This window comes from Thiomonas intermedia, from assembly GCF_002028405.1.
GTDB classification, from domain to species: Bacteria; Pseudomonadota; Gammaproteobacteria; order Burkholderiales; family Burkholderiaceae_C; genus Thiomonas; species Thiomonas intermedia.
This window is the reverse complement of record NZ_CP020046.1, coordinates 1,786,444-1,811,891: the sequence shown is the minus strand read 5'-3', so window position 1 is coordinate 1,811,891 and position 25,448 is coordinate 1,786,444. Positions and strand designations below refer to the sequence as shown.

The following is a 25,448-nucleotide window of genomic DNA, read 5'->3' as shown; positions in this document are numbered from 1 at the left end:
CTCGGGCTCAAGTCCGACGGTCTCCTAGGTCAGAAGTCATGGCAAGTTCACTGTGTAGCGCCGTAGCGCCGTTCCCGATCCGGAAACGGCAGAAATCGATCAGACTATGCCGCCCTCGTGCAAGGCCGTGATGCGTTCCGATGGATAGCCCAGCTCTCGCAGGATGTCATCAGTGTGCTCGCCAAGCAGCGGCGAAGCTGTCACCTGGGGCGTGAGATCAGAGAATTTGATCGGGCTTCCTATGGTCCAGTAGCTCCCGCGTACCTTGTGCGGGACTTCGACGATCGATCCGCTCTTGCGCAGCGATTCGTCGCGCAGCAGTTCGTACATCGATAGCACCGGCGCACAAGGGATGTCGAACTTGCGGAAAATGTTCACGGCCTCATACTTGGTCTTGTCCTTGATGAAGTCCTCGATGGTGGCGAAGATGTCTTCGAGGTGCGGCTGGCGTGCCTTCGCCGTGGTGTAGTCGGGGTCCGTCTTCCATTCCGGTTTGCCGATGGCCTCACAGATCGGCTCCCAGGCATGCCCCTGAATGGTGAAATAGATGTAGGCATTTGGATCGGTCTCCCAACCCTTGCATTTCAAGATCCACCCCGGCTGCCCGCCTCCGCCCGCGTTCCCGCCACGCGGCGTCACCTTGTCATTGAACGCATCCATCTCGTGCGGGTACTGCGGGTACTCCTCCAGATAGCCCACACGTTCGAGCCGCTGCTGATCGCGCATCTTCACACGGCACAGATTGAGCACCGCGTCCTGCATCGACACCGCGACTTTTTGTCCTTTGCCGGTCTGCTGCCGACCGATGATTGCCGTCAGAATGCCAATGGCCAGATGCATGCCGGTATTGGAGTCACCCAATGCAGCCGCCGAGATCGTCGGCTCGGAGTTCTCGCCCTTCCACCAGCCGGTGGTGGAAGCCGCCCCGCCAGCGCACTGCGCCACGTTCTCATAGACCTTGAGATCCTCGTAGTGGTGGCCTTCGCTGAAGCCCTTGACCGAGGCGAGAATCATCTTCGGATTCAGCGACTGGATGTAGTCCCAGGTAAAGCCCATGCGATCGAGAGCTCCCGGGCCGAAGTTCTCAACCATGACGTCGGATTCGCGCACAAGCTGTTCAAGGATTTTCTTGCCCTCCGGCGTCTTGGTGTTCAAGGTCAACGAACGCTTATTGCTGTTGAGCATGGTGAAGTACAGCGCATCCGCATCGGGCATGTCGCGCAATTGACTACGGGTGACGTCACCCGCGCCAGGTCGCTCCAGCTTGATCACGTCAGCGCCAAACCAGGCCAGCATCTGGGTGCACGCCGGCCCAGCCTGAACGTGGGTGAAGTCGATGATCTTGATGCCCTTGAGGGGAAGATTGCCAGTCATGTGCTTGCTCCTTTATCGATTTTGAATGAGTGAACGGGCCGCGACGTAGAACGATCATTTCTTTGCTGCTGCCGGGTTCAGATTCGTGATGCGCCCGCTCTCCGTGCCAGCCGTTTCGTCGATCACGGCGTTGATCAGGGTCGGTCGTCCGCAAGCGATGGCCTCGCGGATGGCCTTGTCGAGCTCGCCAGGCGTGGCCGCATTCACGCCAGCGCCCCCAAAGGCCTCCATCATCTTGTCGTAGCGAGCCCCCTTGACGAACACGGTGGGGGCGACGTCGGCTCCACCGCCGAGGTTCTTGTCCGTGCCTTTGTAGACCCCGTTGTTGTTGAACACCACGACGCAAACCGGCAGGTTGTAGCGACACAGGGTCTCGACTTCCATGCCACAGAAGCCGAAGGCGCTGTCCCCCTCGATCGCCAGCACCGGCTTGCCCGTGGTCACCGCTGCGGCGACGGCGAACCCCATGCCTATCCCCATGATTCCCCAGGTCCCCACATCCAGCCGCTTGCGCGGTTGATACATGTCGACAATGCTGCGGGTGAAGTCCAGGGTGTTGGCGCCCTCGTTGACGAGTGTGATGTCCGGTCTGTCGCGGACCACATTGCGCACCACGTTGAGCGCGCTGTGGAAGTTCATTGGGAAGGGGTTGACGGCAAGCGTTGCCGCCATCTTGGCGAGATTTCGCTCTTTGCGCTCCTGGACCGCGCCTAGCCACTCCGCCGGCGGGCGAGGCCAGTCGGCACCCACCCCTTCCAGCAACGCCGCAACACACGAGCCGATGTCTCCCACAACAGGTGCCGCAATGGCAACGTTGCTGTCCATTTCGGTCGGCGCAATGTCGATCTGGATGAATCGCTTGGCCGCGCCACCCCACGTTTTCCCTTTGCCGTGCGAGAGCAGCCAGTTCAGCCGTGCGCCAATCAACATCACCACATCGGCCTCTTGCAGCACATAGGAGCGGGCAGCGGCGGCCGACTGCGCATGAGTGTCGGGCAGAAGCCCCTTGGCCATGGACATGGGGATGTACGGGATGCCCGTCGCCTCGACCAGGGCGCGCACCGCATCGTCCGCTTGGGCATATGCGGCTCCCTTGCCCAGAATGATCAGCGGGCGCCTGGCGCTTCTGAGCAGGCCCAACGCTCGATGCACCGATTCGGGCGCGGGCCACTGCGCGGGAGCTGGATCGACGACCTGGACCAAGGACTGCCTGCCAACGTGCGCGTCCAAGGTCTGAGGAAACAACTTGGCCGGTAGATCGAGGTAAACGCCCCCAGGACGGCCCGACAGTGCCGCGCGTATGGCGCGGGCTACGCCTACGCCGATGTCCTGCGCGTGAAGCACGCGGAAGGCCGCCTTGCACAAGGGCTTGGCGATCGCCAATTGATCCATCTCTTCATAGTCGCCCTGCTGCAGGTCCACGATCTCGCGCTCGGAGGACCCGCTGATGAGGATCATCGGAAAACAGTTTGTGGTCGCATTGGCCAAGGCCGTCAGCCCATTGAGAAAACCGGGCGCGGAAACAGTGAGACAAATGCCTGGCTTCTTCGTCAGGAAACCCGCCGCCGCCGCGGCATTCCCCGCGTGCTGCTCATGTCGGAAGGAAATGACGCGGAGTCCGGCTCGTTGCGCCAACCGCGTCAGATCGGTGATCGGAATGCCGGGCAGGCCGTAGATCGTGTCGAGCCCATTGAGCTTGAGTGCCTCCAAAACCAGATGGAATCCATCCATCTGAACGGTCGAGGGATCGGCCTCACGATCCTCGACCTGTTTCTTCTGCGCCGCGCCCGACTCATTCAGTGAGGGCGCCAAGGTTGCTGCCATGTCCAACTCCCGAGGTAAGTTCGTCGACTTCAGGCCGACAAATCGATCTGGAATACGCCGTCGTGCGCTTTGAGGGAGAGTCTGAATCCTGCTGTCTTGAACCGACCCCCAACCACACACCACACAACAGATACCCAACACCATATGTGATATATCATTTGATCGCAAGCAAGATTCAGGTTGTCTGGCCTAGTGATTTCCCTTAGAGAAAGTATTCGAAGTCATTTGAGATGCAGCGCGCCTGGGTTCGGTATGGGCTGCAAGGCCGATTTCGCAGCCCAAGCCATGGGTAGAGAGCCTTTGCCACAGACCGCCCGAAACCAGGGTGCGATGCGCGCAAGGCACTTTGAACACCTTCCTTGGAGCTCCCTTTCACCTCACTTGTCCCTAGCCAACCAGACAAACACGATCGCGTGCCAAGTTCAATCGCACCCCTAGGAAGGCCTCGGTCTGGCTGATCTGCGAACCTGCTGCTCCCTCGACTCCATGCCATGAGCCTTGACGAATCGTCCGTATCCGCTGCGCGGGCCTGGGATCTGATCTCCCGGCGTCAGCAAGTCTCGCCCAAATGGCTCGACCCTCCAGGGCCCTCGTCCGAGCAGGCCATGGCCCTCTGGAACGCTGCGGCGCAAGCGCCAGACCATGGATTGATCCTTCCTTGGCGCTTTGTACAGGTCAGCGATACCGGCAGGGTTCGTCTTGGCGCTGCTTTTGAGCAGACACTTCTCGAGCGCGATCCACAGGCCCGCCCGGCCCAACGGCAAGAGGCGGGCGCCAAAGCCTATCGTGCCCCCTTTCTGGCACTTGCCGTCGCGCGGTCAGGACGCGATATGCACCCCGAGATTCCTCTGGCCGAGCGCATCGCCTCTTTGGGCTGTGCGCTGCAGAACCTCCTTCTGATGGCGCAGGCGCAGGGCTTCGGTGCCGGTCTGGTCAGCGGCCAGGCCATGAATTCAACTGCCTTGCGCACCTTGTTTCAGCTCGGCAACCATGAGCAGGCCGTCTGCTTTGTCGCCGTCGGCACGGTGCGCAAATCCAAGGCAAAACGCCTCCGGCCATCGCCATCACAGTTCGTGACGTGCCTTTGAGGAGCGCCTCTTGCGGCGCCCAGCCTGAGACTGACCGAGGATTGACCGGCGAAATGTCGGAACGCCCCTGGGTGGTGCGCAGCGCGCATCAAAACCGTGCGAACGTGCCCGCCAAGATCCGTTTGGGGGGCCTTCGGCAGCGCGAAGCTTTGGCACGTTTCATGCAGATGAGAACTCGAGGCGTGCTCTGCACGCACAAAGGCAGGCTAGGGTTCCGATTGCATGCGCAATGACTGGTCCGAGAGCTCGTCGGCTCGACTCGCAGTTGAGCTCCACGGAGGGATAAAAGCCCGGGAGGACGTCCGTAACTGGCACGCCTCCGATCTATCCCACACACTGGAGCTCGCCATGAATCTGCTGAAGTCGTTGATGCACAAAGCCATCCCCGTTGCCGGTTTGCTCACCTTGGCGCTTCTCCCGAAGCCGTCGTTCGCCCAGGTGACTCTGGGCGTGTCCGACTGGCCCGGCTGGGTCGCCTGGTACGTTGCCGAGAAAGAGGGCTACTTCAAGAAGTACGGTGCCGACGTCAAGCTGGTCTGGTTCCCGGATTACATGACCTCGGTGAGCGCCCTGTCGGCGGGCAAGATCGACGCCAACTGCCAGGCGCTGATCGACACGCTGTCTCCCGCCGAGAAGAAGGTGCCCGCAAAGATCATTCTGGTCACGGACAACTCGGCCGGCAACGACGCGCTGATGGTGAGCAACGGCATCAAGAGCTTTGCCGATCTCAAGGGCAAGACGGTCGGGGTGGAGATCGGCTCGATCGAAAACTATCTCGCCGCCACCGCGCTGAAGGCCAACGGCATGACGCTGAAGGACGTGAACGTCGTCAACATGTCCACCGGCGATGCGGCGGCAGCGATGATCGCCGGGCGCGTGCCCGCCGCGGGGGTGTGGAACCCGTGGATCCAGCGCATCGAGAACGCCAAGGCAGGCCATCCGCTGTTCACCAGCAAGTCCGCACCGGGTCTGATCCCGGACGTGGTCTATGCCCGCGACGCGGCGCTGAAAACCCACCGCAAGGACTTCGTGGCGATGACCAAGGCGTGGTTCGACGCGGTGAAGTTCATCGACGCCAACCCGATGAAGGCCGCCGAGATCATGGCGCCGCACGTCGGCCTCAAGCCACAGGAATACGCCCTCAGCCTCGCCGGCACCAAGCTGTTCGGCGCCGAGCTGAATCTCAAGGCGATGAGCAAGAGCACCGACCCGGTGTCGCTCTACGTCAGCACGGCGGACACCGGCGCCTTCCTGGTCGGCCAGAAGGCCATCGCCGCGACGCCCGACCCTGCAGCGTTCATTGACGCCAGCGTGGTGAAAGAGGCCATGGGGCACTGAACCCGGCGGCCGATGAACGCCCGGCCGCAAGGCCGCAAGGAGAACCGATGAGTGCACAACCCCTGAGTGCAGCCACCGCGCTGCCACCGTCCAAGGCTGCTGCAGCCAAGAGCGGCGGCTGGCGCGCGCGCATGCGCATCCGCGCCGACATTCCGCGTTGGGTGTACATCACCCTGTCGATCAGTGGCTTCGTGGTGCCGCTGCTGGTGTGGCAAGCGGTGGCCGGCAGCGGCTGGGTGCAGCCGCTGTTCCTGCCCTCGCCGATGGACGTGGTGCACAGTTTCATCGACTGGGCGCAAAACGGACTCACAGACGACACGCTCATCAGCATCTACCGGGTGGCCATGGGCTTCCTGATCGCCGCAGCCATCGGCGTGCCGCTGGGCATTTACATCGGCACGTACAAGTGGTTCGAAGCCATCCTCCAGCCGGTGAACGACTTCGTCCGCTACATGCCGGCCTCTGCCTTCATTCCGCTGGTGCTGCTGTGGATAGGCATCGGCGAAGGCTCGAAGATCGCCATCATCTTCATCGGCGTGATCTTCCAGATCATCGTGATGGTGGCCGACACCGTGCGCCGCGTGCCCGAGAACTATCTCGAAGTGGCCTACACCATGGGCGCGCGGCAGGGCGAGGTGATGGGCCTGGTGATCTGGCGCAGCATCCTGCCGGAGCTGCTCGACATCCTGCGCATCAACATGGGCTGGGCCTGGACCTACCTGGTCGTGGCCGAGATGGTCGCGGCCAACAGCGGCCTGGGCTTCCAGATCCTGCAGAGCCAGCGCTTCCTGAACACGCCCAAGATCTTCGTCGGCATTTTCGTGATCGGCGTGATCGGCCTTCTATTTGACCTGGCCTTCCGCTGGGTGTACCGCCTCGCCTTCCCCTGGAAGCGCCGCTGAGGAAGCCCCGCCATGAGCCAATCCAATGTGCGTTTCGATGCGGTCTGCAAGAGCTTTGCGCGCCGCAACGAATCCCCCCTGCTGGTGCTCGACCATGTCAGCCTCGACGTGCATCCGGGCGAACTGCTGGTGCTGGTCGGCGCGTCGGGCTGCGGCAAGTCCACGCTGTTGCGCATCCTCGCGGGCCTGGAGTCGTTCGACAGCGGCAGCGTCCAGGTCGACGGCCAGCAGATTGCAGGCCCCGGCGCCGACCGTGCGATGGTGTTCCAGCACTACAGCCTCTACCCCTGGCTGACGGTGAAGGAAAACATCCGCTTCAGCCGCCAGCTGCGCGTGGTGCGCGACGGTCTCACCAGCAACGACGTGGAGATCGCCTCCGGCCGCTCCGATGCGCTGCTGCAACTCATGGGCCTCACCCATGCCGCGGACTATTACCCCAATCAGCTCTCGGGCGGCATGCAGCAGCGCGTGGCCATCGCCCGCGCGCTGATGAACCGGCCCAGGCTGTTGCTGATGGACGAACCCTTCGGCGCCCTCGACGCCCAGACACGCGAGGTGATGCACGACCTCATCCGCCACGTCCATCAGCTTGAAGGCACCACCATCGTCTTCGTCACCCACGATGTGGAGGAGGCGCTCTACCTCGGCGACCGGGTGGTCGTCATGGCACCGCGCCCCGGACGCATCGACAGCGTGGTGGACGTGCCCTTCGGCCGCATGCGCGACCAGGAGCTCAAGGCCACGCCCGAGTTCCTCGCCGTCAAGCGGCAGATCCTGCACCGCATCCGCGAAACCTCGGGCATGAAGACCGACATCGAACAGCTCGAGCAGCTCAGCAAGCACCTCGAATCCAGCAACGCCGCTGCCGCGCTTACCCAAGGAGACACCGCATGACGCAGAGCGTCCACCCCGTTCCGCCGGACACCTTCCTCTGGGAAGAGATGCTGCCCGGCGGTTGTCACTGGTCCGGCCTGATGCGTCGCGGCACCGCCCTGCGCATCGCGGACACCGGCGGCCGCGCCAATCTGTCGGCCCTGTTCGTGCGCGCCGACGAGAAGCTCGAGCGCTACAACATGCCCGACACCCTCAAGGCCCAGCACACCGCCATGCTCACCCGCGGGCACGCGCTGTATTCCGACATGGGTCGGGTGATGTGCTCCATCACCGCAGACACCCGCGGCTGGCACGACACCATTGGCGGCGTGTCCACCGATGCCGGCATCCTCGCCCGCCATGGCGCCGCGCCCTACCAGACCCACCGCAACACCATGCACCGCAGCGCCGAGGACGGTCTGCTGATCGAGCTAGGCAAGTACGGCTTGGGCGTACGGGACCTGATGGCCAACGTCAACTTCTTCAGCAAGGTGACCGTGGCCGGCGACGGCACGCTGCACTACGTACCCGACCACGGCGCCGCGAACGACTGGCTCGACCTGCGCTTCGACATGGACGTGATCGCCGTGTTTTCCGCTGCGCCGCATGCGCTCGATACGCGTGCCGACTACGCCCCCGGCGACGTGGTGCTCACCGCGTGGCACAGCGGCCCGGCCGATGCTGCCGACGCCTGCCGCAACGCCTGCCCCGAGAACCAGCGCGGTTTCTACCGCACCGACCTGCTGTACCGGTGAACGCCATGACCACCTTCAACCTCGTCGAAAGCAAGCTCACCCCCGACACCGCCGTCTACGACCAGGTGCTGCCCGCCGGCGAAGGCTGGCTGCACCCCATCCGCGCCGGCCAGACCTTCCGCATCCTGGATCTCGAGGGCAACCAGGCCGTGGACACGCTGTTCTACAGCGCGGACGACTTCACCGAGCGCTACAGCGCCACCGAAACCCTCAAGCAGGATGCGCTCTACCTCACCGCAGGCAGCCGCCTCGTGTCCAGCCGCGGCCGCGAGATGCTCACCATCACCGCCGACACCTGCGGCCGCCACGACACCCTCGGCGGCGCCTGCTCGGCCGAAAGCAACACCGTGCGCTACGCGCTCGACAAACGGCCCATGCACTCCTGCCGCGACACCTTCCTCAAGTGCCTCTGGCAGTACGAAGGCGGGCATGCGAGGGAACGCCGGGCCGTGGGGGCGTTCACCAAGCGCGACATTACTGCCAATATCAACTTCTTCATGAACGTACCGGTCACGCCCGAGGGCGGACTGGAGTTCGCCGACGGCGTGTCCGCGCCCGGCAAGTACGTGGAAATGCGCGCGGCCATGGACGTGCTCTGCCTCATCTCCAATTGTCCGCAGCTCAACAACCCCTGCAATGCCTACAACCCCACGCCCGTGCGGCTGCTGATCTGGGACTGACCCGCAACCCTCGCCGCCGGGACGGCCCGGCGGCATTCCCCTCCTTCGGGACGACCCGCCGCAGATCGTCATGTTCGACACCGTTCTGATCGCCAACCGCGGCGCCATCGCTTGCCGCATCATCCGCACCCTGCGGCGCATGGGCGTGCGTTCCGTGGCCGTGTATTCCGAGGCCGACCGCGACAGCGCCCACGTCCTCCTGGCCGACACGGCCGTCTGCATCGGCCCCGCACCGGCCGCGCAGAGCTATCTGCGGGCGGACGCCATCCTCGACGCCGCGCGGCAGACCGGCGCGCAGGCCGTCCACCCTGGCTACGGCTTCCTGTCCGAGAACCCGGACTTCGCCGAAGCCTGCGAAGCCGGGGGCATTGCCTTCCTCGGCCCCACCCCGGCGCAGATGCGGGCCTTCGGCCTGAAACACACCGCCCGCGAGCTTGCGCAACAGGCAGGCGTGCCGCTGCTGCCCGGCTCCGGCCTACTCGCCGACGCCGGACACGCCCTGGCCGAGGCACGCCGCATCGGCTTTCCGGTCATGCTCAAGAGCACCGCCGGCGGGGGCGGCATCGGCATGCAGCTCATCTGGAGAGAGGATGCCTTGCAGGAGGCGTTCGAACGCGTCGACCGCCTCGCCCGCGCCAACTTCAAGGAAGCCGGCATCTACCTTGAAAAATATGTGCAGGCGGCGCGGCATATCGAGGTGCAGATCTTCGGCGACGGCCGAGGCGGCGTGGTGCACTTGGGCGAGCGCGACTGTTCGCTGCAACGGCGCAACCAGAAGGTGGTGGAGGAAACCCCAGCGCCCAAGCTGCCCGAGGCCACGCGCACCGCCCTATGCGACACCGCCGTCAGCCTGATGGGCAGCGTGCAGTACCGCAACGCCGGCACGGTGGAGTTCGTGCTCGACGCCGACACCGGGGCCTTCTATTTCCTGGAGGTCAACACCCGCCTGCAGGTCGAGCACGGCGTGAGCGAGGAGGTCAGCGGCGTCGACCTGGTGGAGTGGATGGTGCGGCTGGCCGCCGGCGAAGCGCCCAGCGCCGGCTACGTGCACCGGCCGCGCGGCCACAGCATCCAGGTGCGGGTGTATGCGGAAGATCCGGCCAAGGACTTCCAGCCCGCGACCGGCCTGCTCACTGAGGTGGCGTTCCCCGCCGACGCGCGTGTCGAAACCTGGGTGGAGCCGGGCAGCGAGGTGAGCGCCTACTACGACCCCATGCTGTCCAAGCTCATCGTCCACGGCGCCGACCGCGACGACGCCCTCCGCAAGCTGCGAGAGGCGCTTGCCGCCACCCGCCTCTACGGCTTCGAAACCAACCTCGACTACCTGCGCACGGTCGCGGCCGACGCCACCTTTGCCGCAGGCCGACAGACCACGCGCTACCTTGCCGGCCTCGCCTATCACCCGCGCACCGTGGACGTACTCGAACCCGGCGTGCAGACCATGCTGCAGGACTGGCCGGGCCGTCTGGGTTACTGGGACGTGGGCGTGCCGCCCTCGGGCCCGATGGACGCCCTGGCCCACCGTGCCGCCAACCGCTTGTTGAACAACCCGGCGGACGCGGCCACGCTGGAGATCCTGCTCACCGGGCCCACGCTACGCTTCAACTCCGACGCCGTGTTTGCCATCGCCGGAGCCGAGTTGCAGGCCACGCTCGACGACGTGGCCTGCGCCAACTGGAGCAGCCATGCCGTGCGTGCCGGGCAGGTGCTGCGCTTCGCAAGCCCGCAGGGCGGCGGGTGCCGCGCCTATCTGGCCGTAGTCGGCGGCTTCGACGCGCCGCGCTACCTAGGCAGCCGCGCCACCTTCACCCTCGGCCAGTTCGGCGGCCACGCCGGCCGCACCCTGCGCACTGGCGACGTGCTGCACCTGAGCGCCCCCTGGGTCGGCTCGCCGACCCGCCCCCCGTGGGGGTCAAGGAAACTTGGGGCGGCCCTGCGTTTCCTTGAGAGAACCGGAGCAGCCGCACCTGCCAGCCGTTCCGTGCCCGAAGCCGCACGCCCCGGCTACGCCACGCAGTGGGACATCGCGGTGCGCTACGGCCCGCACGGCGCGCCAGACTTTTTCACCGAGGCCGACATCGACATGGTGTTCGGCACCGATTGGGAGGTTCACTACAACTCCAACCGCACCGGCGTGCGGCTCATCGGCCCCAAGCCGGAATGGGCCCGCAGCGACGGCGGCGAAGCGGGGCTGCATCCCTCCAACATCCACGACAACGCCTACGCCGTCGGCAGTATCGACTTCACTGGCGACATGCCCATCCTGCTCGGCCCGGACGGTCCCAGCCTGGGCGGCTTCGTCTGCCCCGGCGTGGTGGTCGCGGCAGATCTCTGGAAGCTCGGCCAGCTGCGCCCCGGCAACACCGTGCGCTTCGTGCCCATCAGCCTGGACGAGGCCGCGCGGCTAGAAGCCGCACAGGACGCCGCGCTCGCCAAGCTCGACGGCGCCCCGCTCGACCCGCCGCTGGCCGCAGGGCCCGATCGCTCATCGCCCGTCGTCGGCCGGCTGGACGTGCCCGATCACCCGGTGGGTGTGCGCTACCGCGTCGCGGGCGACAAATACCTGCTGGTCGAGTACGGCCCGCTGGTGCTCGACCTGGAACTGCGCCTGCGCGTGCACGCGCTGATGCAATGGCTGCAGGCGCAGAGGCTCGACGGCATCGTCGACCTCACACCCGGCATACGCTCGCTGCAGATCCACTACGACAACCGCGTGCTGCCCCTGCGCGACCTGATGTGGGCGCTTGCGCGGGCCGAGGACGAACTCCCGCCACCCGACGCGATGGAAGTGCCCTCGCGCATCGTCCACCTGCCGCTCAGCTGGGACGACCCGGCCACCCGGCTCGCGATCGAGAAATACATGGCCGGCGTGCGCAAGGACGCGCCCTGGTGCCCGTCCAATATCGAGTTCATCCGCCGCATCAACGGCCTGGATTCGGTGGACGACGTGCTGCGCACCGTGTTCGACGCCAGCTACCTGGTGCTCGGCCTGGGCGACGTGTATCTGGGCGCACCGGTGGCCACGCCGCTCGACCCGCGCCACCGCCTCGTCACCACCAAGTACAACCCCGCGCGCACCTGGACGCCCGAGAACGCCGTGGGCATCGGCGGCGCCTATCTGTGCGTCTACGGCATGGAAGGCCCCGGCGGCTACCAGTTCGTCGGCCGCACCCTGCAGATGTGGAACCGGTGGCGGCAGACCGCCGAGTTCACCGACGGCAAGCCCTGGCTGCTGCGCTTCTTCGACCAGGTGCGCTTCTTCCCCGTGAGTACCGGGGAGCTGCAGACCATCCGCGCCGACTTCCTGCACGGCCGCTACCGCCTGCGCATCACCGAAGACCGCTTCCGCGCGGCGGACTACCACGCTTTCCTGGCCGACAACGCCCCGTCCATCGCGGCGTTCCGCGCCAGCCAGCAGCAGGCCTTCGCCGAGGAGCGCGAGCGCTGGGCGCAGAGCGGCCAGGCCGACTGGGTCAGCGACGCCAACGTGGCCGACGTCGGCAGCGATAGCGAGCTCGACCTACCCGACGGCGCCCGCCCCATCGCCAGCCAGGTGGCCGGCAGCGTGTGGAAGATCTTGGCGCAGCCCGGCCAGTCCGTGGCTGCTGGCGAAACCCTGTGCATCCTCGAATCGATGAAGATGGAAATCAACGTGGCCGCGCCGTCCGCCGGCGTGGTCGAGCGACTGCTGTGCCGCGAAGGCGGCGCCGTGAGCGCGGGCCAGAATTTGCTCATCCTGACGGAGACTTGAATGATCGACAGCCTCACCATCCCCGCCCTGCACACCGCCTACCGCGACGGCCGGCTCACGCCGACCGCGCTGGTGGAGGCTCTGCTGGAGCGCGCCGCGCAGTACCCTGACCACGCCATCTGGATCACCCCGCCCGACGCCGCGCATCTGCGTGCCCGCGCGAAGGCGCTGGAGGCGGCAGGCATGGACGGCCTGCCGCTGTTCGGCGTGCCCTTCGCCATCAAGGACAACATCGACCTCGCCGGCGTGCCCACCACCTGCGCCTGCCCCGAGTACGCCTATATGCCGGAGCAGTCCGCCACCGTGGTGGCGCGGCTGGAAGCGGCCGGCGCCATCGCCATGGGCAAGACCAATCTCGACCAGTTCGCCACCGGGCTCAACGGTACGCGCTCGCCCTACGGCGCCTGCCGCAACGCCTTCGACCCCGATTTCATTTCCGGCGGCTCCAGTTCCGGGTCGGCCGTGGCCGTCGCGCTCGGCCTGGCGAGCTTTTCGCTGGGCACCGACACCGCCGGTTCGGGCCGCGTGCCTGCGGCGTTCAACAACCTCATCGGCCTCAAGCCCACCTGCGGCCTGCTCTCGACGACCGGCGTGGTGCCGGCCTGCCGGTCGCTGGACGTGGTGTCCATCTTCGCCCTGTCCGCGCCCGATGCGCAGCGCGTGCTCGCGGTGGCCGCCGCGGAAGACGCGGCCGATCCGTACTCACGCGCCGCCGAGCCCCACGGCTTCGACTTCGGTCGCGCCGCATCCTTCCGCTTCGGCGTGCCGATGGACAAAGACCTCGAGTTCTTCGGCGACGCCGAGTCCGAGCGCCTCTTCCGCGAAAGCGTTGCGCGGCTGGAGTCGCTCGGCGGCAAGGCCGTGCCGATCGACTTCGCGCCCTTCATCGACACGGCCAAGTTGCTGTACGGCGGCCCCTGGGTGGCCGAACGCTACGAGGCCATCCGCGCCTTCATCGACGCCCGGCCGGAGGCCCTGTTCCCAGTGACGCGCGACATCACCCTCGGCGGCGCCAAGCCGCTGGCGGCGGATGCCTTCGCCGCGCAGTACAAGCTGCGCGCCCTGCAGCGCATCTGCGCGCCGGTGTGGAACGTGGTGGACTGCGTCGTCACGCCCACGGCGGGCACCCTCTACACCCGCGCCCAGATGCTGGCCGACCCGATCCGGCTCAACACCAACCTCGGCCTCTACACCAACTTCATGAACCTGCTGGACTATGCCGCCATCGCCGTGCCCGGCGGATTCCGGCAGGACGGCCTGCCGCTGGGCGTGACCCTGTTCGCCCCCGCGCACCAGGACGTGCCTCTGCTGCATCTGGCCGGGCGCTGGCAGGACAGCCGCGCCGCGCCCTGCGGCACCGCGGAGCCCGCGCCTGCGCCTGCGCCGTCCGACACGGATGCCCCCGCGCCAGTGCCCAGCGGACAGGTGCGCGTGGCTGTCGTCGGCGCCCATCTGAGCGGCCTGCCGCTGAACCACCAGCTCACCCGCCGTGGCGGGCGGTGCGTTGCCACCACGCAGACCGCGCCGCTGTATCGCTTCTACGCCTTGCCGGACGGCAAGCGCCCCGGCCTGATCCGCGTGGCTGATGGCGGCGCCGCCATCGCCTGCGAGGTATGGGAGCTGCCTGCGGCCGAGTTCGGCTCCTTCGTTGCCGGTATTCCCGAACCGCTGGGCATCGGCACCCTGCAACTGGCCGATGGCACCCCCGTGTGCGGCTTCATCTGCGAGCCCATCGGCGTGGAAGGCGCGCGCGACATCACGGCCTTCGGCGGCTGGCGCGCTTATCTGGCGGCGCGCTGAAACCAGCCTCTTCGTTCCATCCACCGCTCAATCCGGAGCCCAACATGACCCGCAACGACGTCACCGAAACCCTCATCGCCGCGCGTATCGCCAAGGGCATCAGCTGGGCCGAAGTGGCCCAGGCCGTCGGTCAAAGCAAGGAATGGGTGACTGCCGCCTGCCTTGGCCAGATGGCCTTCACCGCGGAGCAGGCTGAGGTGGTGGGCAAGCTGTTCGAACTCGACGCCATGGAAGTCAAGCTCTTGCAGACCGTGCCCTACAAGGGCTCACTGCCCACTGTCGTACCCGCCGACCCGCTGATCTACCGCTTCTACGAACTGGTCAATGTGTATGGCACCACCTTCAAGGAACTGATCCATGAAGAGTTCGGCGACGGCATCATGAGCGCCATCGATTTCAAGATGGACCTCACCCGCGAGCCCGACCCCAAAGGCGACCGTGTGTGCATCATCATGTCGGGAAAGTTTCTGCCGTACAAGACCTATTGAGGATGACGGCAGGATAGGTTCTGCGCTGCGAGCAGCCTGGCAACGCAGGTCGTACGCCGCAGGAGATCGGCGATAGGCTCCTCCTCACGAAGATCTACCCTACTGCGACCTGCTCACGAAACAACTCCAGCGCTCGTGATTTCACCGCGACGAAGTGAGGATCGGCGACCGACTCGGCGCTGCGAGGGCGAGGCATGTCAAATTCGAGCTCGGCCGCGATACGGGTGGGTCGACGTGTGAGAAGCAGGATACGGTCGGCGAGGAACACGGCATCCTCCAGATCGTGCGAGACGATGAGGGTCGTGGTGTTTTCCTGCCGCTGGACATGCTGCAGACGGTCTCTGATGAACAAAGTCATCTCATAGTCGAGCGCGGAGAACGGCTCGTCGAGAAACAACACTTCGGGCCGCGGGGCGAGCGCGCGCATGATGGATACGAGTTGCTGCTGGCCGCCCGAGAACTCGTAGGGGTGGCGGCTCAGATCGAAGCGCACGTCGAAGGCGTCGATCAAGGCGTCGACGCGCTCCTTCACCTGCTCCGCGGCCATACCGCGTCGGCGAAGCGGGTATTCGATGTTGCCGCGCGCGCTCATCCAGGGCAGCAGGGCGTCGCGGTAGTTCTGGAACACGTAGCCGATGACCGTGTCACGGAGTGACTTGCCGTCGAACAGGATTTCGCCGGAGTCCACCGGCAGCAGCCCGGCGATCATATTGATCAGCGTCGACTTGCCGCAGCCGTTGGGGCCAAACACCGAGACGATGCGCCCGCGCGGAATGTCGAGGTCGAGATCCTGGTAGAGCGTGGCGCCATGGAAGGCCTTGCACAACCCGCGCACCGTGACGTGGGTGCCCGGCGCCGCCGGTTTGCGCACGAGCTGCGCGGCATTGGGAGATGCGGCGGCGGCATTGCCGCCGAACCAGTTTGACCATGCGCTCATTTTCCACCCCAATGCACGAATCGCCGCTCGATGAGGAAGAACAGCAGGTTGAGCAGATAGCCGAGCACCCCGGTGAGCAAGATGGCGGCGTACATGCCCTTGATGTTGAGCACCTGCTGCGCGTTGATGATGCGCTGGCCCAGGCCGTTGTCCGAGCCGATGAACATCTCGGCGACGATGACGATGACCAGCGCCATGCTCACTCCCGTGCGCAGGCCGACGAAGGTCTGCGGCAGGCTTTCCAGCAGCAGCACGTCCTTGAACACATGCCAGCGCGACACCCCCATGACCTGCACCGCCAGCACCCGGGTCTTGCGCGCATGCATCACGCCATACGCGCTGTTGAACAGGATGAGCAGCACCGCGGCGAACGCGGCGATGGCGATCTTGTTCAGGTTCGACAGACCGAACAGCAGCATGAACAAGGGGATAAGGGCGGAGGAGGGCGTCGAACGGAAGAAATCGATGAGGAATTCGACGCTGCGGTAGATCGGCGGCGAACTGCCCAGCGCCACCCCCAGCGGCACGCCGACGAAGGCCGCGATGGCGAAGGCATAGAAGGTGCGCAGCACCGTGGCCTGCAGGTCCGGCCACATGCTGCCGTCGAGCAGGCTGCCCCATAGTGCGGCCAGCGTGGCGCCTGGCGTGGGCAGCAGCACCGGATTGACCCAGTACGCCGACACGGCAGTTTGCCACAGCACCAGCAGCAACAGCGGGCCGAGCAGCGGCAGCAGCCGCATCAGGCGCGGGCTCATGCCTTGTAGAGCATGGCGCCGACGTCGACCTTACGTGTGAAGATCTTGCGCTCGGTGAACACGTCGAAAAATTTCTGGAAATAGCCCACGTCGCCGGGCGTGAACTGCGTGTAGTTGGTGAAGCCGGGCAGCGGCACAGCCTCGGCCAGCTTGGCATCGATGCTGGTGTAGCCGACGAGGTCGGGGCGCACCTTGGTCGGCTCCTTGAGCACCAAGTCGATGGCCTGCAGATAGGCGGCGATGTAGCGCTGCGCCAGGGCCGGATTGGCCTTCAGGAACTTGGCTGTCAGCGAGGCCGAACCGCCGTACCACGGAGCATCTGGATCTCCAAGCACGTACTTGGAGATCACCCCGACTTCGAGGGTGCGGGTCAGACCGCCAAGCCGTCCAACCGTGCCGGTGGGCTCGAGGGTATAGACGGCGTCGACCTGCCCTGCGGCTAGGGCCGCGACATGCTGGCCCACCGGCATTTCGATGGGCTTGCAGTCGGGGTAGCCGTTTTTCTCGAAAATGATCTTGGCCAGGACCACGTTCTGAATACCAGGACCACAGCCGATCCGTTTGCCTTTGAGTTCGCCGAGGGCCTTGACGCCGCTCTTGGCCGCGACCAGCACTTCGTCGAGCACCAGCTTGGCGTTGGACGGGTTGGAGGCGATGATCTTGCACAACCCCGGTTCGGCGATGTCGCCCAGCCCCAGCGCTGCCGACGCCGTGCCATTGGCCGAGCCGTCGATGCGTCCGGCGATCATCGCCTCCACCACCTGCTGTGCGCTGGCGAATTTCACCGCCTCGACCTGCAACCCCGCCTGCTTGAACACGCCATGGTTCACCCCGGCGTAGAGCGGAATGCCGCCGGCGATTGGCCAGAAGCCGATGCGGATCGGGGTGTCGGCACGGGCGACCCGGCTCAGCGCAGCGCCTGCGGCCAGGCACAGACCGGCGGCCACGACGCGGCGGCGGTCAGGGCGTGAAGGAACGGAGTGAAGGGTATCGGTCATGGTTGCATCCTCGCCTTGGAGTGAAAAGCGCTATGGATCGGTGCACAAACTTGTGCACAAGAACGAATGCAAGTTGCATGCCACGCGGACACATCCGGTTGCGACTACCAAGCAGGCGGACGATGGGGTGCCGCCGCGCAAAAGGCGGGGCGAAACCGGCCTACGCTGGTGCGTATTGCTTCGCCTCGGTGCGCACCGTCTGCAGCCGATGCAGGGTGATCTTGCGCGTTTCCTGGCGGCTGCGGTCGATGTGGGCGCGGATGAGCAGCTCGGCCTGATCCGGCTTGTGGCGCTGGATGGCTCGCAGAATGGCGGCGTGCTCGTCGTAGGTGGTGCTCACACGGTGGGGATAAGTGAAATCCAGACGCCGGATGATGCGGATGCGGTCGGTCACCTCGGCGTGCACGCGCAGCATCTCCTGATTGCCCGCGGCGGCCACGAGTTCGGTGTGGAACACCTCGTCGAGCCCGGACACCACGCGGGCATCGCTGAGACGCGCGCTCTTGTCGACGATCCAGTCGGCGACGAGCGCGCCAAGCCGCTGCTGGCTGGCCTCGTCGACGGCACCGCCCGCCAGCTGGCGCACGGCATGCACCTCGATCAGTTTGCGCAGCTCGTAGAGGTCGTCGAAGCGCGCGAAGTCGATGGGCACCACCTCCCAGCCGCTGCGGAAGTAGCCGCGCACCAGGCCCTCGGTCTGCAGCCGCAACAGGGCCTCGCGCACCGGGGTGCGCGAGACGCCGTAGCGTTCGGCGATTTCGGATTCGGTGAAACGCTCGCCGGGCAGCAGCCGGAACTCGAACACGTCCTCCCGCAATTGGGCGTAGAGCGCGACGGCCCGCGATGTCGGCTTGCCGCGCCCTGCGGCAAGCGCTTGTTCACGTGGACTGGGATTCGGTGGCGTCATAGGGGGTCCAACCAGCTCACGTGGGCGGCGACCACCCGCCAGCCTTCGGCCAGCCTGACCCAGGTCTGGGACTGTCGGCCGATCCGGGTCGAGCCGTCCCGGACGAACTCGATATTAGCGACCGCGAAGTCGTGACCAAACGTGGTCAGGCTGCGCCTACGAAGGGTGCGCGCCAGCCCCTGCGCGGGGCGCTGGGCCCTGAAGGCGGCTATCTCGGCGTAGCCGTAGAGGTTCTCGGTCGCGCCGTAGCGCAGGGTCGCGGCGTGGTCCCAGAACAGAAGGTCGAGCATCGCCACGTCATTGCCCACCAAGGCCGCTTCGTATTGCGCGAAGACGGCCTCCACTTCCGCCACCACCTCGGGCAGGTTCACCGCGCTGAGGGCGAGGCTCACTGGGCGACCCTCCGGTCGCCGCGCGACCGCTGCCCCGAGGGAAGGAGAGCGCCCTCTTCGGGCGCCCAGGCGTGGGCGCTCATGCGGCACCGCCCGCGGCCGTGGCCCCTGCGGCTTCCAGCATCCGCGCCGCGCGCAGCGCCACCTCCTCCCGGCCCGGCGCGGCGATCAGTTGCACGCCGATGGGCAGCTCGCCGGGCGCCACGCGCATGGGCGCCGCGACCACCGGCAGGCCGATGCAGGAGATGGGCTGGGTCAGCAGGCCCATGTTCGGGCGCGTCGGCACGGACGTACCGTTGAGATCGAAGGACTCGCTGCCCAGAGGCTGTGCCGCAACGGGCGTGGCCGGGGCGATCAGCAGGTCGAAGCGCTCGAACAATCGGCGCGCCTCGGCACGCGCCAGGGCGCGAACCCGCTGCGCCCGGATGTAGGCCGAGGCCGGCAACAGCGCCCCGGCGGCCAGACGGTCGCGCGATAGCGGCTCCATCGCGTCGTAATGGTCGCGCAGATGGTCGAGGTGCAGCTGGCCGCCTTCCGACGCGGTGATGATGAAGGCCGCAGCCCGTGCCGCGGCAGCGCTGGTGAACTCGACCTCGTCGGCCGCGCCGAGCGCGATGGCCGCGGCCCGCGCGGCGGCTCGCGCCTGCGGTCCGGCAAACTGCTGGAAGTAGCCTCCGAGCAGGGCGGCGCGCAGCGGCCCGGCCTCGCCCAACAGACCTGCGGCGGGAGCGGCGTCGCCCAGCAGGACGGCAAAGCAACGCGCCAGATCATCGGCACTGCGCGCGAAGGGCCCCAGATGATCCAGGCTGTAGACAAAGGGGTAGCTGCCCTGCCGCGGCAGACGCCCGAAGGTGGGCTTGAGGCCGAAGATGCCGCAGACGGAGGAGGGCACCCGGATGGAGCCGTTGGTGTCCGAACCCAGGCTCAGCGGCACCAGACCCGCCGCGACCGCCGCGCCGCAACCGCCCGACGAGCCCCCGGCGCTGTGGCTTAGGGCATGCGGGTTGCGCGTGGGGCCGGCGTGCGTGTTCTCCGTGGTGAAGCCGTAGGCGAATTCGTCCATATTGAGCGCACCGACCAGCACCGCACCGGCCCGTTCCATGCGGTCGACCAGCACGGCGTCGGCGCTTGCCGCGGGCGCGCTGGCCAGCACCCGCGAGCCTGCCAGCGTGGTCAGGCCCGCCACATCGAACAAATTCTTGACCGCGTAGGGCACGCCGGCCAGCGGCGGCAGGGGCTCGCCCCGCGCACGCGCCGCGTCGATGTCGCGCGCCTTGCGCCGTGCTCGATCCGCCGTCACCGAGGTGAAGGCGTTCAGACGCGGATTGACCAGGGCGATACGGTCCAGCGCGTGCTGGGTCAGCTCGGCTGCGCCGAGGGTGCCCGACGCAATGGCCCCGGCCATGTCGAGGGCCGACCGCAGCGAGGGGTCGCCGAACGGCGGCACACAGCTTGGCGCAGAGGGGCCGCTCATGGCGCGGGCTCCGCGTCGGGCACAAAGTCCGGCGCCGGTTCGTCATGCACCGTCAAGGCCACGCCATCGAGCACGGCCATCACCTGTTGCAGGCGCTCGACCTGCTGCGCAATCCGCACGCGGGCCGCGGCATCCAGCGGCAGTCCGTGCTGACGCGCACCCCAGTCGACCAGCTCAGCGGCCGGAGCGGCTGGCGTGGGAAGTCGCGTGGAATCGTTCATGCAGTCTCCTTCATCTGATCGGCTCATGCGGGATGCCGAGGCCGGAGGGGTTGGTGCACCCGCACCGTTTTCAGGCCCCCTTCGCACTGTGCCGGTGCGCTGCGAGCCTCGCTGACCGTGCCCATGGCGTTGCCACAATATGTATACAAGAGATTATGCAAGCCGCGTGCCAAAACAGTCCCTTCATCCTGAAGAAGGCCTTGATCTCAGGTCTTTCAATCATTTAGGCACGGCCGGCCTCTGCGCATCCAGCGAGGGCGAACACCATTGGCACGCCGTTTGCATAGATCGAGCATCCATCATGTATGCATGATTACCCCCGATCTGCGCCATTCCCATGCACGTCCAGCTCATCGACATCAGCAAGCGCTTCGGCCCCGTCCTGGCCAATGACGCCGTGTCGCTGGAGATCGGCGACGGCGAAGTGCTGGCCCTGCTGGGCGAGAACGGCGCCGGCAAGAGCACCCTGATGAAGGTGCTCTACGGCTACTACCGGGCCGACGGCGGACAGGTGCTGGTGGATGGGCGCGAGGTGGCCATCGACTCCCCGCGCGATGCGATGGCCCAGGGCATCGGCATGGTGTTTCAGCAGTTCAGCCTGATTCCGGCGCTGACCGTGCTGGACAACCTGCTGCTGGCCTACCCCGAGCCGCCAATCTGGCACAGCCGCCGCAACACCGAAAAGGCGGTGCGCCTGCTTGCGGAGTTCGCGCCCGGTGTGGCCGCGGACCGGCGCGTCGCCGACCTGTCGGTCGGGCAGAAGCAGCAGGTCGAACTGGTCAAGGTGCTCAACCTCGATGCGCAGCTGGTCATCCTCGACGAGCCGACCTCGGTGCTGGCCCCGGAGGAAGTGCAGCGCCTGCATGCGGTGGTGCGGCGGCTGGCCGAATCGGGCCGCAGCGTGGTGTTCATCACCCACAAACTCGAAGACGTGCGGGCCTGCGCGCACCGCGTGGCGGTGATGCGGGGCGGCCGACTGGTCGACCAGGCCGATGCGCGCGGCATCGACGCCGAGAAGCTGGTCGCGCTCATGGTGGGCAACACCCAGCTGCGCTCGGTCGCACAGACCGCGCCGCCCGACGATTCGGTGGCCCGCATCTCGATCCGCGGGCTGCGCAGCCAGGCCGACACGCTCGCGCTCGAAGGCATCGACCTCGACATTGCGCCGGGCGAAGTGCTCGGCATCGCCGGTGTATCGGGCAACGGGCAAGATCTTCTGGCCGACGCCGTGACCGGCATGGCGCCGATCAGCGCGGGCGACGTACTGCTCGACGGCGAGGTGCTGCACAGCCACGACACCGCGCGGCCGCACGACGCCCGCCAGGGCTACATCCCCGAATACCCCTTGAAGAACGCGGTGGCCGCCGACATGCGCAACAGCCTGAATCTTGCGCTTCGCCGCCTCGGCGGCATGCCGCTGTTCCCGCGCTGGGACACGCTGGAGCTGCGCGCCCGGGACCTCATGGAACAGTTCGACGTGCGCCCGCGCCAGACACGGCTGGCCTCGGGCCGGCTGTCCGGGGGCAATCTGCAGAAGCTGGTGATCGCCCGCGAGCTGTCGGAGCCGCGGCGCTTCGTCGTGGCCTGCTACCCGACCATGGGGCTGGACCTGCAGGCCACCCAGGCCGTCTACGACGCCCTGTTCCGCCAGGCCGCAGGCGGCGCCGCCGTGCTGTGGATCTCGGAAGACCTCGACGATCTGCTGCGCTATGCCCACCGCATCGCGGTGCTCTATCACGGCAAGGTCGTCGGCGTGCTGCCCGCAGCCGCGGCCGACCGCATGCAGATCGGCCACCTGATGACCCACGGAGCTACACCATGAGCACGTCCACCGCCTGGCGCACCCTGGCCGACCGGCTCACCGTTCCGGCGGGCGGCATCGGCGTGTTTCTGCTGCTCGCCGCGGCGTTCTTTTTCTTCAACGGCTACGCGCCGCTGACCATCTTCAACCAGATCGTGCAGGGCGCCTTCGGCAATGCCCTGTCGATCAACACCACCCTGACCAAGACCATCCCCATCCTGTTCTGCGCTCTGGCCACCGCGCTGCCCGCGCGCATGGGCCTGATCTCGGTGGGCGCGGAAGGGCAGCTTTACTTCGGCGCGCTGGCAGGCACCGCCATCGTGCTGCACATGACCTCGGCGCCGATCTGGCAACTCTTGCCCGCCGCGGTGCTGCTCACGCTGCTGGGCGGCGGCCTCTGGGGCGCCATTCCCGGCCTGCTGCGGGCGGTGCTGGGCGTGAACGAGACCATCGTCACCATACTGATGAACTATGTGGCCATCCAGCTCGTCCAGTACGCGGTGTATGGGCCGTGGAAGGATGCGGGCAACCTGGGCTGGCCCGCCACCATCGCCTTCCCGGAAGCCGCGAAATTCCCCTCCATCAACCTTGGCGGCCTGAGCACAGACTGGGCGCTGCCCCTTGCCGTGCTGCTGGCCGTGGCGCTCCATGTGCTGGTGGAAAAGAGCCGCTGGGGCACCGGCCTCGACCTGCTGCGCAGCAATCCGCGCGTGGCCCGCATGGCCGGGCTGTCCTACACCCGTCAGACCCTTCTGGTCATGGCGCTCGCGGGTGGGCTGGCCGGGCTGGCGGGCTATGTGCAGACCGCCAACGTGCAGACGCATCTGCAACCCGACATCTCGTCCGGCTACGGCTATGTCGGCTTTCTGGTGGCGTGGCTGGCCGGACAGAACTTCCTGCGCATCATTCCGCTGGCACTGGTCATGGGCGGCCTTCTTTCTGCGGGTGACGCGCTGCAGCTGTTTGCCCAGTTGCCCTTCGCCAACACCGTGGTGATGCAGGCCCTGCTGTTCATGAGCGTGCTCGGCGTGGGTGCCTGGCGCGCCAGGCGAAAGGCGGCGGTATGAACGGGGGACTGCTTCTCGGCCTGTTGTCCATCGCCCTGCTTACGGCCACGCCGGTGCTGCTGGCCATGCTCGGAGAAACGCTCACCGAGCGGGCCGGGGTGGTGAACCTCGGCGTGGAAGGGCAGATGCTCGTCGGCGCGGCCGCCGGGTTCGCGGCCACCCACATCACGGGCAGCCCCTGGGCGGGGCTGGCCGTGGGTGCCGCCGCGGGCGTGGCGCTGTCGTCGGTGCACGCGCTGCTCTGCCTCGGCCTGGGTGTGAACCAGATCGCCAGCGGCCTGGCCATCCTGTTTCTCGGCAACGGGCTGTCGTCGTTCTACGGCACCTCCCTGGTCGGCCAGCAGATCGAGGGCTTTCACAGCCTGCGCCACGGCTGGCTGGCCGACCTGCCGGTGGTCGGCGGCTTTCTCTCGCAACTCACGCCCACGGTCTACCTCGGGCTGGCGCTGGTGGTGGTCTGCGGCCTGTTCCTCTACCGCACGCAGTGGGGCCTGGTCTGGCGCTCGGCGGGCGAGTCGGCCGATGCGCTGCGCATGCTGGGCAAACACCCGATGCGTCTGCGCGTGACCGCGGTGCTCACGGGCGGCGCCTTCACCGGCCTGGCCGGCGCAGCCCTGTCGGTGGATTACACCCGGACCTGGGTCGAGCAGATGACCGCCGGTCGCGGCCTGCTCGCCGTGGGCCTGGTGATCGTGGCGCGCTGGAACCCCTGGCTGGCCCTGCCGGTCGCGCTGATCTACGGGCTGTCGGAGGCGCTATCGCTGCGGCTGCAGTCGATGGGCTCCGACCTCTCTCCCTATCTGCTCGGCACTCTGCCCTATCTGGTGCCGCTGATCGTGCTGTTGCTGAGCTACCGGGCCAGCCAGCGCGGCACCTCCATGCCTCAGGAGCTCGCCGGCGTGTTCCGCGGCATGTCCTGAGCGACATCCCTTCACATTCCTGGAGAACAGCATGAACCTTCGATTCCTCGCCCTGATCGCCGCCGCATCGGCCGCGGTCACCCTGGCCATGCAGCCCGCACGCGCCGACGTCATGGTGGGCTATGTCTATGTCGGCGCCAAGACCGATGGCGGCTACAACGAGGCGCAGGACGCGGGACGGCTGTACGTGCAGAAGTCCGTCCCCGGCGTGAAGACCAACTACCTGGAGAACGTGCCCGAGAGCGCCCAGGTCACGCAGGCCATGGAACGCATGATCGGCGCGGGCGACAAGATCATCTTCGCCACCAGCTACGGCTATCTGCCCTACGCGCTCGATCTGGCCAAGAAGTACCCGAAGGTCACCTTCATGCATTGCGGCGGCGCCAAGCTCGCCCCCAATCTAGGCACGTACTTCGCCGACATGTATGAGGCGATGTACCTCTCGGGCATCGCCGCGGGCAAGGCCGCGGCCAACGGCAAGATCGGCTTCGTCGCCGCGCACCCGATTCCGCAGATTCTGCAGGACGTGAACGCCATCGCGCTGGGCGCGCAGTCGGTCAACCCGAAGGCCACCGTGACCGTGGTCTACACCGGCGCGTGGAACGACCCGTCCAAGGACGTGGCGGCGGTCAACACCCTGGTGGACCAGGGCATCTCGGTGGTGGGCATGCATGTGGACTCGCCGATCCCGGTGATCGAGGCGGCCAAGAAGCGCGGCGTGAAGGTCATCGGCTATCACTTCGACGACATGCACTTCTACCCGCAGGGCTGGCTGACCGGCGGCTACTGGAACTGGGGCCCGATCATGGCCAGCGTGGTCAAGGAAGTGGAGGCGGGCACCTGGAAATCGCAGGCCATCTACGGCAATCTCAAGACCGGCGCGGCCAAGCTCGCCCCCTTCGGCCCCTCGGTGGATGCAGCCACCCGCAAGCTGATCCTGGACAAGGAGGCCGCCATCAAGGACGGCAAGCTCGACGTGTGGGCCGGCCCGATCTACGGGCAGGACGGCAAGGAACTCGTGCCGGCCGGCAGCAAGCTGCCGCGCGACAAGGTCGACGCCATGAACTTCTTCGTCAAGGGCGTGGTTGGCACCCTGAAGTGAG

22 protein-coding genes and 1 riboswitch are annotated in these 25,448 nt (G+C 66.6%); of the genes, 13 read left to right on the top strand and 9 right to left on the bottom strand.

The annotated features are described in order from the left end of the window. Positions 1-99 precede the first annotated feature (99 nt). Together frc and oxc are read right to left on the bottom strand one after the other, a co-directional pair. On the bottom strand, positions 100-1,374 hold the full coding sequence (gene frc, locus BVH73_RS08425; protein ID WP_079417800.1) for a formyl-CoA transferase: 1,275 nt from the start codon (positions 1,372-1,374) through the stop codon (positions 100-102). Positions 1,375-1,428: 54 nt separating this feature from the next. After that, on the bottom strand, positions 1,429-3,105 hold the full coding sequence (oxc, locus tag BVH73_RS08420) for an oxalyl-CoA decarboxylase (protein ID WP_245800487.1): 1,677 nt from the start codon (positions 3,103-3,105) through the stop codon (positions 1,429-1,431). Between the two features lie 698 nt (positions 3,106-3,803). On the opposite strand from oxc, the gene BVH73_RS08415 reads away from it, so the two are divergent. From BVH73_RS08415 to cynS, 9 genes are all read left to right on the top strand, one after another. Next, positions 3,804-4,286: a nitroreductase family protein gene (locus BVH73_RS08415; RefSeq protein WP_425444120.1), complete on the top strand. Its 483-nt coding sequence runs from the start codon at positions 3,804-3,806 to the stop codon at positions 4,284-4,286. A 195-nt stretch (positions 4,287-4,481) separates the two neighbouring features. Then, positions 4,482-4,585: riboswitch (guanidine-I (ykkC/yxkD leader) on the top strand. A gap of 49 nt (positions 4,586-4,634) precedes the next feature. Further along, positions 4,635-5,624, top strand: coding sequence for an ABC transporter substrate-binding protein (locus tag BVH73_RS08410; protein WP_079417794.1), 990 nt, complete (start codon positions 4,635-4,637; stop codon positions 5,622-5,624). Positions 5,625-5,671: 47 nt separating this feature from the next. Then, complete coding sequence (locus BVH73_RS08405) at positions 5,672-6,526, top strand: ABC transporter permease (RefSeq protein WP_079417792.1); 855 nt, start codon at positions 5,672-5,674, stop codon at positions 6,524-6,526. A gap of 12 nt (positions 6,527-6,538) precedes the next feature. After that, the gene (locus BVH73_RS08400) at positions 6,539-7,420 is read left to right on the top strand and encodes an ABC transporter ATP-binding protein (RefSeq protein WP_079417790.1); all 882 of its coding nucleotides are present in this window, start codon (positions 6,539-6,541) and stop codon (positions 7,418-7,420) included. Then, a complete protein-coding gene (locus tag BVH73_RS08395; RefSeq protein WP_079417788.1) occupies positions 7,417-8,154 on the top strand; it encodes an urea amidolyase associated protein UAAP1 in 738 nt (245 codons plus the stop codon). The genes BVH73_RS08400 and BVH73_RS08395 overlap by 4 nt, the downstream gene beginning before the upstream one ends. Before the next feature lie 5 nt (positions 8,155-8,159). Continuing rightward, positions 8,160-8,834 carry an urea amidolyase associated protein UAAP2 gene (locus BVH73_RS08390; protein WP_079417786.1) on the top strand — a complete coding sequence of 225 codons (675 nt, stop codon included), beginning with the start codon at positions 8,160-8,162 and terminating at the stop codon, positions 8,832-8,834. A gap of 70 nt (positions 8,835-8,904) precedes the next feature. Further along, positions 8,905-12,585 (top strand): urea carboxylase, encoded by a 3,681-nt coding sequence (gene uca / locus BVH73_RS08385; protein ID WP_079417784.1) that lies wholly within the window; start codon positions 8,905-8,907, stop codon positions 12,583-12,585. Then, positions 12,586-14,385: an allophanate hydrolase gene (atzF, locus tag BVH73_RS08380; protein WP_079417782.1), complete on the top strand. Its 1,800-nt coding sequence runs from the start codon at positions 12,586-12,588 to the stop codon at positions 14,383-14,385. Between the two features lie 44 nt (positions 14,386-14,429). Beyond that, positions 14,430-14,873 (top strand): cyanase, encoded by a 444-nt coding sequence (cynS, locus tag BVH73_RS08375; protein ID WP_079417780.1) that lies wholly within the window; start codon positions 14,430-14,432, stop codon positions 14,871-14,873. Between the two features lie 94 nt (positions 14,874-14,967). Here cynS and BVH73_RS08370 read toward each other — a convergent pair whose 3' ends face one another. The 7 genes from BVH73_RS08370 to BVH73_RS08340 all read right to left on the bottom strand — a co-directional run bounded on the left by BVH73_RS08370 (position 14,968) and on the right by BVH73_RS08340 (position 20,557). Next, a complete protein-coding gene (locus BVH73_RS08370; RefSeq protein ID WP_079417778.1) occupies positions 14,968-15,810 on the bottom strand; it encodes an ABC transporter ATP-binding protein in 843 nt (280 codons plus the stop codon). Next, a complete protein-coding gene (locus BVH73_RS08365) occupies positions 15,807-16,565 on the bottom strand; it encodes an ABC transporter permease (protein ID WP_079417776.1) in 759 nt (252 codons plus the stop codon). The genes BVH73_RS08370 and BVH73_RS08365 overlap by 4 nt, the downstream gene beginning before the upstream one ends. Continuing rightward, positions 16,562-17,563: an ABC transporter substrate-binding protein gene (locus tag BVH73_RS08360; protein WP_079417770.1), complete on the bottom strand. Its 1,002-nt coding sequence runs from the start codon at positions 17,561-17,563 to the stop codon at positions 16,562-16,564. Before BVH73_RS08360 ends, BVH73_RS08365 begins: the two co-directional genes overlap by 4 nt. A 160-nt stretch (positions 17,564-17,723) precedes the next feature. Continuing rightward, positions 17,724-18,470, bottom strand: coding sequence for a GntR family transcriptional regulator (locus BVH73_RS08355; protein ID WP_079417763.1), 747 nt, complete (start codon positions 18,468-18,470; stop codon positions 17,724-17,726). Next, a complete protein-coding gene (gene hpxZ / locus BVH73_RS08350) occupies positions 18,467-18,862 on the bottom strand; it encodes an oxalurate catabolism protein HpxZ (protein ID WP_079417761.1) in 396 nt (131 codons plus the stop codon). Before hpxZ ends, BVH73_RS08355 begins: the two co-directional genes overlap by 4 nt. 79 nt (positions 18,863-18,941) lie before the next feature. Further along, positions 18,942-20,336, bottom strand: coding sequence for an AtzE family amidohydrolase (locus BVH73_RS08345; RefSeq protein ID WP_079417759.1), 1,395 nt, complete (start codon positions 20,334-20,336; stop codon positions 18,942-18,944). Further along, entirely contained in the window at positions 20,333-20,557 is a 225-nt protein-coding gene (locus BVH73_RS08340; RefSeq protein WP_079417757.1) for an AtzG-like protein, read from the bottom strand. Before BVH73_RS08340 ends, BVH73_RS08345 begins: the two co-directional genes overlap by 4 nt. A 337-nt stretch (positions 20,558-20,894) precedes the next feature. On the opposite strand from BVH73_RS08340, the gene BVH73_RS08335 reads away from it, so the two are divergent. From BVH73_RS08335 to BVH73_RS08320, 4 genes are read left to right on the top strand one after another with little or no spacing between them, the layout of a single operon-like run. Further along, entirely contained in the window at positions 20,895-22,379 is a 1,485-nt protein-coding gene (locus BVH73_RS08335; RefSeq protein ID WP_079417755.1) for an ABC transporter ATP-binding protein, read from the top strand. Then, positions 22,376-23,425 carry an ABC transporter permease gene (locus tag BVH73_RS08330; protein ID WP_079417753.1) on the top strand — a complete coding sequence of 350 codons (1,050 nt, stop codon included), beginning with the start codon at positions 22,376-22,378 and terminating at the stop codon, positions 23,423-23,425. The genes BVH73_RS08335 and BVH73_RS08330 overlap by 4 nt, the downstream gene beginning before the upstream one ends. After that, entirely contained in the window at positions 23,422-24,345 is a 924-nt protein-coding gene (locus BVH73_RS08325; RefSeq protein WP_079417751.1) for an ABC transporter permease, read from the top strand. The genes BVH73_RS08330 and BVH73_RS08325 overlap by 4 nt, the downstream gene beginning before the upstream one ends. A 31-nt stretch (positions 24,346-24,376) precedes the next feature. Then, entirely contained in the window at positions 24,377-25,447 is a 1,071-nt protein-coding gene (locus tag BVH73_RS08320) for a BMP family ABC transporter substrate-binding protein (RefSeq protein ID WP_079417749.1), read from the top strand. Position 25,448 lies beyond the last annotated feature (1 nt).

What these genes read in the sequence shown, in the direction of transcription:
- frc (WP_079417800.1), bottom strand. Translation starts at nt 1,374, where the DNA reads ATGACTGGCAATCTTCCCCTCAAGGGCATCAAGATCATCGACTTCACC.
- oxc (WP_245800487.1), bottom strand. Translation starts at nt 3,105, where the DNA reads ATGGATGGATTCCATCTGGTTTTGGAGGCACTCAAGCTCAATGGGCTC.
- BVH73_RS08415 (WP_425444120.1), top strand. Translation starts at nt 3,804, where the DNA reads ATGGCCCTCTGGAACGCTGCGGCGCAAGCGCCAGACCATGGATTGATC.
- BVH73_RS08410 (WP_079417794.1), top strand. Translation starts at nt 4,635, where the DNA reads ATGAATCTGCTGAAGTCGTTGATGCACAAAGCCATCCCCGTTGCCGGT.
- BVH73_RS08405 (WP_079417792.1), top strand. Translation starts at nt 5,672, where the DNA reads ATGAGTGCACAACCCCTGAGTGCAGCCACCGCGCTGCCACCGTCCAAG.
- BVH73_RS08400 (WP_079417790.1), top strand. Translation starts at nt 6,539, where the DNA reads ATGAGCCAATCCAATGTGCGTTTCGATGCGGTCTGCAAGAGCTTTGCG.
- BVH73_RS08395 (WP_079417788.1), top strand. Translation starts at nt 7,417, where the DNA reads ATGACGCAGAGCGTCCACCCCGTTCCGCCGGACACCTTCCTCTGGGAA.
- BVH73_RS08390 (WP_079417786.1), top strand. Translation starts at nt 8,160, where the DNA reads ATGACCACCTTCAACCTCGTCGAAAGCAAGCTCACCCCCGACACCGCC.
- uca (WP_079417784.1), top strand. Translation starts at nt 8,905, where the DNA reads ATGTTCGACACCGTTCTGATCGCCAACCGCGGCGCCATCGCTTGCCGC.
- atzF (WP_079417782.1), top strand. Translation starts at nt 12,586, where the DNA reads ATGATCGACAGCCTCACCATCCCCGCCCTGCACACCGCCTACCGCGAC.
- cynS (WP_079417780.1), top strand. Translation starts at nt 14,430, where the DNA reads ATGACCCGCAACGACGTCACCGAAACCCTCATCGCCGCGCGTATCGCC.
- BVH73_RS08370 (WP_079417778.1), bottom strand. Translation starts at nt 15,810, where the DNA reads ATGAGCGCATGGTCAAACTGGTTCGGCGGCAATGCCGCCGCCGCATCT.
- BVH73_RS08365 (WP_079417776.1), bottom strand. Translation starts at nt 16,565, where the DNA reads ATGAGCCCGCGCCTGATGCGGCTGCTGCCGCTGCTCGGCCCGCTGTTG.
- BVH73_RS08360 (WP_079417770.1), bottom strand. Translation starts at nt 17,563, where the DNA reads ATGACCGATACCCTTCACTCCGTTCCTTCACGCCCTGACCGCCGCCGC.
- BVH73_RS08355 (WP_079417763.1), bottom strand. Translation starts at nt 18,470, where the DNA reads ATGACGCCACCGAATCCCAGTCCACGTGAACAAGCGCTTGCCGCAGGG.
- BVH73_RS08345 (WP_079417759.1), bottom strand. Translation starts at nt 20,336, where the DNA reads ATGAGCGGCCCCTCTGCGCCAAGCTGTGTGCCGCCGTTCGGCGACCCC.
- BVH73_RS08340 (WP_079417757.1), bottom strand. Translation starts at nt 20,557, where the DNA reads ATGAACGATTCCACGCGACTTCCCACGCCAGCCGCTCCGGCCGCTGAG.
- BVH73_RS08335 (WP_079417755.1), top strand. Translation starts at nt 20,895, where the DNA reads ATGCACGTCCAGCTCATCGACATCAGCAAGCGCTTCGGCCCCGTCCTG.
- BVH73_RS08330 (WP_079417753.1), top strand. Translation starts at nt 22,376, where the DNA reads ATGAGCACGTCCACCGCCTGGCGCACCCTGGCCGACCGGCTCACCGTT.
- BVH73_RS08325 (WP_079417751.1), top strand. Translation starts at nt 23,422, where the DNA reads ATGAACGGGGGACTGCTTCTCGGCCTGTTGTCCATCGCCCTGCTTACG.
- BVH73_RS08320 (WP_079417749.1), top strand. Translation starts at nt 24,377, where the DNA reads ATGAACCTTCGATTCCTCGCCCTGATCGCCGCCGCATCGGCCGCGGTC.